At 44.0% G+C, this 11,521-nt stretch carries 9 protein-coding genes and 1 riboswitch; of the genes, 7 read left to right on the forward strand and 2 right to left on the reverse strand.

The genetic code is table 11. The features are described from left to right. Positions 1-144 precede the first annotated feature (144 nt). Positions 145-1,599, forward strand: coding sequence for a helix-turn-helix domain-containing protein (locus A5868_RS15505; protein ID WP_086304646.1), 1,455 nt, complete (start codon positions 145-147; stop codon positions 1,597-1,599). Between the two features lie 68 nt (positions 1,600-1,667). On the opposite strand, the gene lepB is transcribed toward A5868_RS15505, so the two are convergent. After that, entirely contained in the window at positions 1,668-2,237 is a 570-nt protein-coding gene (lepB, locus tag A5868_RS15510; protein ID WP_086304648.1) for a signal peptidase I, read from the reverse strand. 146 nt (positions 2,238-2,383) lie between these two features. Between lepB and A5868_RS15515 the strand changes: the two genes are divergently transcribed. After that, positions 2,384-3,019: a pentapeptide repeat-containing protein gene (locus A5868_RS15515; protein WP_010778549.1), complete on the forward strand. Its 636-nt coding sequence runs from the start codon at positions 2,384-2,386 to the stop codon at positions 3,017-3,019. Between the two features lie 143 nt (positions 3,020-3,162). On the opposite strand, the gene A5868_RS15520 is transcribed toward A5868_RS15515, so the two are convergent. Beyond that, complete coding sequence (locus A5868_RS15520) at positions 3,163-5,448, reverse strand: MucBP domain-containing protein (protein ID WP_086304650.1); 2,286 nt, start codon at positions 5,446-5,448, stop codon at positions 3,163-3,165. Positions 5,449-5,995: 547 nt separating this feature from the next. Beyond that, a riboswitch (M-box (ykoK) riboswitch) is annotated at positions 5,996-6,163 on the forward strand. Between the two features lie 119 nt (positions 6,164-6,282). Here A5868_RS15520 and A5868_RS15525 point away from each other — a divergent pair. The 5 genes from A5868_RS15525 (at position 6,283) to A5868_RS15545 (ending at position 11,502) form a co-directional block, all read left to right on the forward strand. Further along, positions 6,283-7,425, forward strand: a complete 1,143-nt coding sequence (locus A5868_RS15525) for an FtsW/RodA/SpoVE family cell cycle protein (RefSeq protein WP_086304652.1) — start codon at positions 6,283-6,285, stop codon at positions 7,423-7,425. Continuing rightward, positions 7,403-8,542 (forward strand): FtsW/RodA/SpoVE family cell cycle protein, encoded by a 1,140-nt coding sequence (locus tag A5868_RS15530; RefSeq protein ID WP_086304654.1) that lies wholly within the window; start codon positions 7,403-7,405, stop codon positions 8,540-8,542. The genes A5868_RS15525 and A5868_RS15530 overlap by 23 nt, the downstream gene beginning before the upstream one ends. Positions 8,543-8,585: 43 nt before the next feature. Next, positions 8,586-10,190, forward strand: a complete 1,605-nt coding sequence (locus A5868_RS15535) for a phosphatase PAP2/LCP family protein (protein ID WP_086304656.1) — start codon at positions 8,586-8,588, stop codon at positions 10,188-10,190. 110 nt (positions 10,191-10,300) lie between these two features. Then, the gene (locus tag A5868_RS15540; protein WP_010778544.1) at positions 10,301-11,149 is read left to right on the forward strand and encodes a sulfite exporter TauE/SafE family protein; all 849 of its coding nucleotides are present in this window, start codon (positions 10,301-10,303) and stop codon (positions 11,147-11,149) included. Continuing rightward, entirely contained in the window at positions 11,149-11,502 is a 354-nt protein-coding gene (locus A5868_RS15545) for a DUF1634 domain-containing protein (protein ID WP_010778543.1), read from the forward strand. Before A5868_RS15540 ends, A5868_RS15545 begins: the two co-directional genes overlap by 1 nt. Positions 11,503-11,521: the final 19 nt, after the last annotated feature.

Raw genomic sequence — 11,521 nt, forward strand, 5'->3', positions numbered from 1 at the left:
AAAGACAGGAAGCGTTTTTCTTGTCTTTTTTTTATAAAATAAATAAAAAAATATAGACGAATCGAAAAAAATTAATTAAAGTGGGTGGATACTGATTGAATAGAAGCAATCAGCGATCCGAGTGAATGAAAGAAGGTCCTTTAGTTGTTCGGTTTAGACAATAGAACCATGCTGGCGAGAGATATCATCAATCTTTTGGATAATTCAGATGAAGCTCTCTCTGCGGAAAAAATCCAAAAAAAGCTTGGCAGAAGTAATGTGATCACGATCAACGATGTGTGTAAGCATTTAATGTACATTGCCAGCAATGAATATGGAAATGACGATTATTTTGTTAGAATCGAGACGCCTGAAAGAGGCTCGTACCGATTGGAACGACAAAGCACGAATTTACAGAGCTTGTACAAGGCGATTTTTGAGACGGATCTGTCGTATCTAATTTTAATGACTGTTATTCAAGATCGGGAGTTTTCCACCCACGATTTTTGTGAAGAGCATCATGTCAGTTTTTCTACAGTGCAGAGAAAAGTAAAGGCCATCAATAAAGAAATCAATCCTTTCCAAGTACATATTACGTGCTCCCATAGAATAAAATTTAATTCTGATGAGCTGTTGATTCGTTCCTTTTCTCATCTTTTTTTCTGGAGCCTGCATCGAGAAATAAGCAATAATTTGTTCTTTTTAGACTATGATCATTACATAAAAGAAGCTGAAAGGGTCGTCGCTTATTTAGAAAAGCCCTATGATCCTCTCAATGTTCGCTCAATTGCCTTATGGATGAAATTATTTTCTATTGGGATAGCGAAGAAGCAGCAGCTCCGTATGTCTCCTGAAAAAGAAGCGTTGATGCAAAGTTTTTCCATTCCAGAGAAGCCTGACTTTTTACCTTTTTGGAATGAGAACGATTGGTATGCGTTAGTGGGGATCATGAACGTGACAGGGATCTATCCCTTTGATTTGGTATTTGATGAAGAGAAATTAGGTTATTTTATTAAAGCGGAAGATTTGAGCCCAGAGACATTCCTTGAATGTTCAGAAACCTATTTTGGTCCTGCGGAAGCAGCATCTGTTGCGACCATTACACGGTTGGTCCATCGTTATCAGTTGCTAAAGGTATTTATCGAACCGAATACGAAAAGTGAATTGCGATCGATCACCAAACATATTTTGAGTTTTACGATGATCAAAAAGGTGAATCCGTTATATTGGAAAAATTTTGTCGCCTTTTGGAAAGAGCTTAAAGAAACGCTGCCTATTTCTGAACAGTCTTCGTATCTGAGGTATAGCTGTTTGATGATTTGTCTCGAAGCATTCCCGATCGATAGCTGCAGACCACTCATCAAGGTTCATCTTTCCTCTGATTTTGATGTGCTTTATGAAGGGATGCTAAAGCAGTTGATTCGTTCCCGATTCAACCAGACGTATCAAATTCAATTTATCGAAGAACTTCAAGCCGCTGATATAATCCTTACGACGACACCGCTAAATAAGCAGGTGTTGTCGGAAAAGCAAAAGCACCTCATCATCCACTCCCAACTGTCTGAAAAGGATTTAAAAAAACTGAGTCATCTGTTCAACGAGTTGATTTTGTACCGTTAGCAGGCGACGCGCATATAAAAAAACAAGATCACCGTATGAGCGTACGACGATCTTGTTTTTTTATGTGATTAAAATAGTTTGAATTCGTCTAACGGCCAAAAGCGTAAGACGACTTTTCCTTGAATCAAGGATTTGTCCACGAAGCCGAAGATCCGGCTGTCTTTAGAAATCAAGCGATTATCCCCTAAAACAAAATATTGATTGTTGGGGACCGTCACATCAAAATCGTTGGTAAAGCTGGTGGCATTTGCGGCTTGTTCTTGGAAGGCTGTGCTGTAGGAGTATTCTTCAGCGAGCTTGTCCTTTTTGAATTTTTCTTTAAAGTCATCCAGATAGGGCTCAGGCACTTCTTCGCCATTGATCGTCAGGACGTTATTTTTCATCGCAACACGGTCACCAGGTACACCGATAATTCGTTTGACCACATAGATATTCTGATTGTCTGGTTCTTTTGTGGTAATAATATCTTGGCGTTTCAGCGTGGATATTTTAGATGTGATCAAGCGCTGACTGTCGTGAAGCGTTGGGTCCATCGAATGTCCTTCCACTTTTACTGGAGAAAAGACAAACATTCTGGCTAGAAAAATCAGCACAATGATAATGACTACAGGGAGCCATTCTTTTATTTTATTGTTCATACGGTCACCTCATTGCTAAATTTTATCATTCTTCTAAATAAAAAGCTCTTTTAACACTCATTCTTAAAGAATATACAAATGGGACTAGAGAAAAGCGGAGGAATGTGGGAAACTAAAAGCATTATGAAGGAACGGAGGGGGAGGGTATGCGTAAACATGATCCGGCAGCCCCGATTTTACCTGCGACATTTTCAACGGATTTTTATTTAGAAGATGAGGCCATCATCGAAGCGGTCCATGGCAGCGAGGTGGATTATAGTTATTTAACGTGTGAGAACCTTGTTATTCGACGGTCGATTTTAGAAAAGGTTACGATGCAGCGTGGGAAACTGACCCGTTTCGAGGCGGGAAATGTTCTATTTAAAAATTGCGATTTTTCAAATCTGGAATGGATCGGCGGCAGCTTTCATCAAGTGGTTTTTGAAAACTGCAAACTGACCGGCTGCAACTTCGCAGAAAGCTATTTGCGCGATTGTCGCTTCAAAGACTGTGTGATCAATTTTGGTTCATTCAGTGGGACAAATCTTAAACATGTCGCTTTTGAAAATTGTCAGATGACCGACAGCGAATTTTTTGAAGTCACGTGGAAGCACTTATTTTTGGATACTAATAATCTGGACAACAGCAACTGGATGCGGACGAAATTGTCTGATTTGGATCTGACCTCTAACCAATTCAGCAAGATCGCTTTTTCAATGGAACAACTGAAGGGGCTGAAGGTCAACAGCTACCAAGCATTGACCATCGCCGCAGGTCTAGGCCTGCAGATCCAAGAGGGGTAAGGAGAAAAGGACGCTTTCGTGAGAGCGATTCGTAGTTTGAGAAATCGTTCGCCTTCACAGAGCCCCATTTTCTATAGAACGTCCTTCTATTGAAGGAAAAATAATAAAAGCATCCTAACCAAATCGGCTAGGATGCTTTTGTTTTAGTTGACTTTTTTTCGACTAACGATGAGTAGTCCTGTAGCAAAGCTGAGAATGGCAAGCCCAGCTAAAAGATAAGCAGGGGTTATTTTTTCGTTTGTTTGCGGCAGTTTTTTATCGGTTTGTTTTGCCGTACTCCGATTGCTTGGAGGCGTGCTGGATGTTCCTGCCGGAGTCCCATTTCCGCCACTCGTACTGCTGCTGGAATCAGAAATCTTGCCACTTGACTGACTGCTAGAGCTAGTTTCAGTTGTCGTGCTAGTGTCCGTCGTGGTGCTAGGCGGAGTCGTCTCTGAAGACGAGTCGCTTGTAGTGGTTGTCGGTGTCGTCACGGGCTGATACACATAGGTAACAGTCTGCGCTTTGTCACTGAAGAGTCCTTTAGCGTTTTTCGGTAACTGCTTGTTATCCAATGTATAGTTTGGAATTGCAGGTTGGTACTTTTTGTCAGAAACATCGAAGGCTTCACCGATCGTTCCATGAAGTTCCTTCTTCTTATGGATCTCTTTTCCATCAGGATCGACATAGCGGATCGTGACAGGTTGAGCTTCTTTGCTGCGGTCAACGACTGTCACAGTTGCCGTTGCAGTAGCATAATCGCCGGTCCACATCCGATTTGGCACACGATCATAGGTATATTTGACTTCGTACTGACCGACTTTGGAAGGATCGACATTGTCCTCGAAAGTCACGTCCTCAAAAGTGATAGGATTTCCCCACGTATCAGTCCCGCCATCAAAGTTGTCCTTCGCTGTCCATGGATCACCAACGTAGATTTTAGAATCATGGGTTTTCAGGACCGCCTTATTTTGTTGATAAATATAGGTGACTGTCTGAGCTTCCGCGGTCAATGTGCCGACGACGTTCGCTGGCAGCTGATCTTGATCTAAAAGATAGCCGGGAATCTCTGGTTGGTACGTTTCCGTCGTAACATCGTAGGGATCACCCACATTGCCTTCGACTGTTTGAGAAGGAGCGATCTCGTCGCCGTCTTCATCCACATAGTTGACCGTCAATCCAGGAGAAACAGCAGTATGCTGAATCGTGAATTGGTGCAAATAGGTGCCTGATGAAATCGCGTAGAAGGTAAAGCGCTCCGGCTGTTTATAGCTTCCGACCGGATTGTTCAACCGCGCGTTGTATTCAAAGGTCTGCAAGTTATCGAATTCGTCCTGTGTTACCCCAGATACGGTAATCCCTTCATCTGTTATTGCCAAACGGCTGCTCGCCAATTGCGCCCCATTGAAATCAAGATAGGTTTGACTGGCGCTGTTTGATGTACTGAACGGAGGAACATAGCCATCAAAATTGGTCATTCGGTTCGGCATCATTGAAAAAGGAATGTAGACCGTTTGCTTTTCAGCATCGTAATTTAATTCCTTGGCATTGATCGCTGTAGCCGGATCGTTACGTCCTGTATTCTGCCCGAACGCGGCCAGTTGAGTCAGGGCAGGCATTTGATTGATGGGCGTGAAGTCCGTGATACCGCAAAATTGTACTCGAAGCTCATTTAATTGAGGCAAGGCAGTTGCTGGTTTGATCGTCGTGATGTTCATATTAGACTCAAAGGTCAAAGATAACAGACTTGTCATTTTTGTTATTTTATCGTAGACATTGTCCGTTACACTGCTTCCTGAAAGGTTCAAACGGGTAATCCCTGTTCCAAAATTCGGTACGTTCTGATCGTTGACATTGGCACCCATTAAATATACTTGGCTTAATTTTGGCAATGCAGCAAGCAATGAAAAATCACTGATCTGACTGTTCGCGTTCATATAAAAAGAGTCCAGATTTGTTGCTAATTCCAGCCCTCTAAGAGTTGCGATCGCGCTATCCGCGTTTTGGATATACAGCGTTGTCAGCTTCGGCATGTCTTCTTTGGTCAATGTATCGACCGTTTTTCCGACTGCTTTTGCGACGATTTGCTGCAATACTGGGTCCGGCATCCACGTAGTCAAATCGGCTGACCGGGTCTCAGGAGTGCTTGAGGTAGTGCTTGTAGTCGAAGTCGACTGAGAATCACTCGTGGTGCTGGCTGGTGCATCCGTTGTGCTGGAAGAAGCCGTTGTTGGTACGGATGCTTGAGTGGTTGCAGTCGTGCTGCTCACTGGCGGCGTTGAAGGCAGTGCCTGTGATGCTTGCGTCGAAGAGACAGGCTCACTAGCAGGGGTGGGGATAGAGTCGCTGCTTGTTGCGGCTGTTGCTTCGGCATTGCTTTGTATAGGGAAACTTAGCGCTGGTCCCGCGACCAACATACTCGCCATTAAAACATATAGATTCTTTTTCAAAAATAAAACTCCTTTATATATGATGTTTAGGTGATCGTTTTCGTGAGTGATCCGCTCTGTATTAAAAAATCGATGAAAGCACGGGTATCTGAATCGTTCAGGGAGAAATATCCGGTGCTTTTTTCGACTGAATAGGCATTTGATCCTTGTTGAAGCTGCGTCTTGAAGTAACGACGTTCGTGCCATTCTTAGAAAAGTCTATGTATGTTGAATAGGGGATAAAAATTAGTTTAGGGTAAAGGTAATAGTGTAACGTCATAAATAAATATAGTTTTCACAAATGTAACTCTTTTTTAATTAATTTATAACGTGTTAATAATAACTATTTAATTACAAAGAAAACGTTCAACTTTTGTCTTTCTCTTTGTTATTTTTGACCATTTCGTGATTAAAACAGGGAATTTCCCTAATACCAGAAAATAGCACGGTTGCCTAGTAAATTTTTTTTAAAAGATTTTATAAGCAAATGATAAGAAAATGATATTTTCTAGGGAAACTTTTGCTATCGAAAGATAAAGGACGTAGTATTCATTGTGAAAGTGAATATAAGTAAACTTGTTAGGTGAGGCTCCTAAACAAACACAGGCTATTGCGCAGAAACGTCGAAAGACGCCAATGTGTAAAATAGGAATTGTCGGATTAAGGCTTTTCATAAAATAGCTAAGAGTAATTCTTTACGTTGTTTAGTGCTAAAACTCAGACGATGAGATTGATTGTGTGAGACACCAAACTAGTTAGTTTTTTTCTACTAACGTTTGGTGTCTCTTTTTTTAGGTTATTTAACTGTGGGCTCTCTCGTCTCAAACAATTACTTGACGAAGGGGAGAGATGCACATGATGAAGAGAAAAAAGATCGATTGGCTGTTATTATTACCCTATTTGGGAGTAAGCCTGATCGGTCTTTTAATGGTTTTTAGCGCAAGTTCCTACCGGCTGATGGCGGAAGGTCAGAATCCACTGTCCTTATTTAGCAAGCAAGCCATTTTTATGGGATTGAGCTGGTTGCTGATCGCCTTCATTTATCGGGTGAAAAGCAATGTATTAGTAAAGGGGACGTTGGCTAAGGGATTGCTGGCAGCAGGGCTGGTCAGTTTGATACTGGTGAAAATCAGCGGAGTGAACATCAACGGTGCCCAACGCTGGGTCTCCGTGATGGGAATTCAGTTTCAGCCTTCAGAGGTAACGAATGTCGCGCTGATTCTCTACTTGGCCTATTATTTCCGAGTAAAACGGACCCAACGGGAGCTGCTGGTTCCTTGCGGGCTGGTACTGCTCAGCGGGTTGTTGATCCTGCTTCAGCCGAAGGTTACCGGAGCGATCATTATCTGGGGTGTTGCATTGGTGATCATCACCACTGCGGAACTGCCGTATCAATTGTCCGTCATGGTCTTTGCAACGATTTTCGCCGGGATCGTGTTGATCGGCGGCATCATTCTCTTCCTAGGGAGTCACCAGTTATTGCCGGAATTGTTCGCCCACACCTATGACCGTATCCGATTGGTGAGAGATCCCTTTTTAGACCCTTACGGAAAAGGATTTCAGATGAGCAACTCCTATTATGCCCTTTACAACGGTGGATTTTTCGGACGAGGGCTGGGAAATAGTATCACGAAAAAAGGCTATCTGCCCGTTGCAGAGACAGATTTCGTGTATTCGATCTTAGTAGAAGAATTGGGAATGATCGTCGGCCTTCTCGTACTCGCGCTGCTCTTTTTGATCGCTTTGCGGTTGTTCGTATTGGCATCAAAAGAGGTCAGCCAGCAAGTCAGTCTGATCTACTTCGGGGTCGGCGCGTTGATTTTGCTGCAAACCAGCATCAACATCGCCAGTATCTTAGGGCTGATCCCTATGACGGGTGTCCCGCTGCCGTTTATCAGTTACGGGGGAACAAGTTATTTGATTTTATCGGCGGCCTTGGGGGTCTGTCTAAAATTTTCTTCGGAGGTTCGAGTCAATGATCAAACGATTAAGCAATGACTGTAATTATTCGCTGCTATTGCCGATTTTCTTGTTCTATTTGATCAGTGTCGGTGTGCAATCGCTGGCGGCTGATCTAGATGGAGCAGATGTGAAAAATGTTGTGACCAAGCAGATTGTTTTTTGCCTGATCTCGCTTGCAGCGATGGGGATAGTCAGTAAAATAAGCACCTCCTTTCTATTGAAGTATGCACCTGTTTTTTATGTCCTTTCCCTTGGCGTAATGGCGCTGCTGTATTGGTTTTATGATCCAGCGATGTACGCTGTGACGGGAACCAAACGCTGGTTGCGATTCGGCGGTTTTTCATTTCAGCCCTCGGAGCTGATGAAGCTGAGTTTTATTTTGCTGATGGTTCGTTTGACGATCGTGGATGAGATGAATCGCAAGCATCGGACATTAAAAACAGATCTGAGGTATCTCGGAAAAGTTCTGCTGTTCAGCTTGCCCACGTTCTTACTGATGTTTATGCAGCGAGATTTTGGAACGAGTCTGGTGTTTATCGCCATTCTGGGTGCGTTGTTTGTGATTTCTGGTGTTCATTGGAAGATACTGACGACGATTACTGGAATCGGTGCGGCGCTAGGCGGCGGCTTGCTGGTGTTGGTATTCAGCGAGTGGGGAAACAAGCTGCTTTATTTTCTGCATTTTAAAACCTATCAATTGGATCGTGTGCGTGCCTGGGTCGATCCTTTTCAATACCGTGACTCGATCGCGTATCAGCAGGTCCAGAGTCTGTATGCGATCGGCTCCGGCGGCTTGTTCGGACGCGGTGCTGAGCAAGCGTCGGTTTACGTTCCCGTGCGCGAATCGGACATGATCTTTACGGTTGTTGGTGAAGGTTTTGGCTTCTTCGGCGGAACGCTGGTCATCTTTTTGTATTTCTATTTGTTTTACCAGATCCTTTCCGCCGCGATCAAAACAAACAACAAGGCCAATCTTTACATTGCCGTCGCGTTTGTCTTCGGTTTGCTGTTTCAAATTTTTGAAAATATCGGTGCAGCGATCGGCATTTTGCCGTTAACAGGAATCCCGTTGCCGATCTTGAGTCAGGGAGGAACATCCTTGATCGTATTAGGCCTAGGCCTAGGAATCATGATGGGCTTCAAAGAAAAATAAGTATTCGATCAAGCGAGGATCGAACAAAGAATCGAGGAAAACTATGCGAAAGAAAATGTTACTATTTAGCGGAGCTGCGCTCGCCTTCGTTAGCCTGCTGACTTTGTCAGTCGCAAGCGGCGCACAGTGGTTGAAACAAGCAGATCACTTTTTTATGGATCATCGAGTACCAAATATTTCTTTTTTAACAGCAGGTGTCGGAGGGCTCTCTAAGCTTGCGACGATCGGGCCGATGCTGCTGCTGATTGCCGGATTTGCGTTTCTTTTTTGGCGAAAAAACGAGAGAAAGCTGGCGATCTGGTCTCTTGCCAATCTGATTTTCGTTAGTGGTGTAGGTTACGTGCTAAAGCATCTGATCCAGCGTTCACGACCAGAACAGCTGCAATACATCTCACGCTCTTCCTACAGCTTTCCAAGTGGTCACTCGTTATTGATCATGACGTTTATCAGTACCATCGCGCTGTTGTATTTATTTGACGAAAAGAAGCTGCCGCGATTCATTAAACTAGGGTTTGTTTTCTTAGGGATCACGATCGCAGGCGGACGGATATATCTGTGCGTCCATTATTTCAGCGACGTACTTGCTGGACTTCTGCTGGGAGCGGGCCTTACTTTTGGAACGGCGGGTGTCCTTTACCCTTATCTACAAAGTAAACCTGAGATTACTGCCGATGTTCGTCGGACACGCAGCGGACGTGCTAGAAGAGGAACCTGGCAAAAAGTCGTCTTGAGCGGTGTCGCGCTTTTGGTTCTTCTTGTTTCAGGAGTCAGTGTTTTTGCGATGAAGATGTATCACAGTTCGCAAAAAATGGCGGACTCCATGTATTCACCAACTGCGCGTACAGGCAAGGTGAAAACACCCGAAGCTTCGGAGCCGATGAGTATTTTGATTCTAGGAATCGCCAACGACTCAAAAAGAAAAACCGACTTTCGAGCGAACACGATCATGGTCGCTACGTTAAACAATCAAACAAAAGAAACCACGCTGGTGAGTATTCCTCGGGATGCCTACGTAGAGATCGTGGGTGCCGATTATGAAGATAAGATCAATCATGCGCATTCTATCGGCGGACCAGAAATGATCATGGACACGGTGGAGAAATTTTTAGATATCCCGATCCATCACTATGTGTCGGTAGATATGGATGGCATGCAGACGCTGGTCGATGCAGTTGGCGGCGTGGATGTAAACAACAAATTTGCCTTTTCCGCAGAGGGCATCGATTATCCAAAGGGAAAACAGCATTTGAATGGCTGGGAAGCCCTGCAATATTCACGGATGCGGTATGAAGACCCCACCGGAGACTATGGTCGTCAGGGAAGACAGCGGGAGGTCATCGAGTTGCTGATCCAAAAAATGCTCTCCACGAAAAGCCTCTTCAACTATCAAAAAATCTTTGATGGGATCGGGGAAAACGGAAAAACAGATTTGACCTTCAACCAAATGCAAAAGATCCTTACGAATTATCATTCCTGCTTAACCAAAATTGACAGTCAGCAGGTTCAAGGGGAAGGGTTCACAGGGGATGGATTTACAGGAGAAGAGGGCATCTCGTATCAAAGTATTCCGCAAGAAGAAGTGGATCGCGTGAAAAAAATTCTGCACACGCAATTAGATTTGTCCCCTTCGACAAACGGGACAAACTAAAAAATGATTGGTTTTGCTAAAGTAATTTATTTGATTGTCTGATGTATCCGCTACACGTTCTGCCGCAAAAGAAATGTTGCGCTATAATAGCAGCAGAAAGGCGGGAAGTTATGCTTAGTCAGATTGGAATTTTACTTGTAGTCGGTTTACTGGCCGGCGTATTGGGCTCGATCTTAGGGATCGGCGGCGGCATTATTTTGACACCGTATTTGACGTTGATCATGGGATTGGACATCAAATATGCGATCGCGACCAGCATCGTCTGTGTGATCGCCACCAGTTCAGGTGCAACGATCGCTTATTTGAAGGACGACATGCTGAATTTGCGAGTGGCCATGTTTTTGGAGATCGCGACAACCATCGGAGCGATCGTTGGGGCGCTGCTTTCAGGCGTTGCGCCGACAGGCTTTCTATTTGTTTTGTTTGGCAGCTTTTTGTTATTTTCGGTCCTCAATATGATCCAAAAGATTCGCAGTAAATCTGGAGAAGAGGCTGTTCAAGTCGCCAATGATCCTTTAGCTGAAAAATTAAAATTGAACGGGTCTTATTACGATAAAGTCTTAAATAAAAAAATTGATTATCAAGTAGAAAAGGTACCGGGGGGCTTCGCCATGATGCTGGGGGCAGGACTTGCTTCGGGATTATTGGGGATCGGCAGCGGGGTCTTCAAAGTGACAGCAATGGATACCATCATGAAAATGCCGATGAAACCCTCAAGCGCCACGAGTAACTTAATGATGGGCGTCACAGCAGCGGCTTCTGCGATGGTCTACTTTTTTAATGGGACGATCTTGCCGGAGATCGCGGCACCGGTAGCGTTAGGGGTGTTAGCTGGAGCGACGATCGGTTCCCGCATCATGACACGCTTGAAGCCGATCGTGATTCGTATGATCTTTATTCCAATACTACTCTTTATGGGACTTCAAATGGTTCTTCGTGGATTTGGGGTGATCATGTAATGGACAATAAAGAAGAAATGCTGAAAATCGAGCGTTCCATCGGGTACATTTTACGGATCGGTGTCATTGTTTCAGCGGCGATCATTCTAGTTGGATTGGCATTATTGTTTTTAAACCCAACAGCCGCCCACCAAACACCGACTACATTAGAAACGATTTTCAAAGGAATGGCCCAGTTCAACGGGGAAGCCTTTGTGATGTTCGGACTCTTTTGTCTGATCTTGACGCCTGTCTTGCGAGTGGTAGTTTCGATTTTTGCCTTTGCAAAAGAGAAAGACTATTTGTATGTGGCGATCACGATCCTCGTCTTGATTATTTTGATCATCGGTATGAGCTTCGGCTTAGTCGAATAATGAAAAAAGCCTTCAAAAG

Source organism: Enterococcus sp. 12F9_DIV0723, from assembly GCF_002174375.1.
Lineage (GTDB): Bacteria > Bacillota > Bacilli > Lactobacillales > Enterococcaceae > Enterococcus_A > Enterococcus_A gilvus.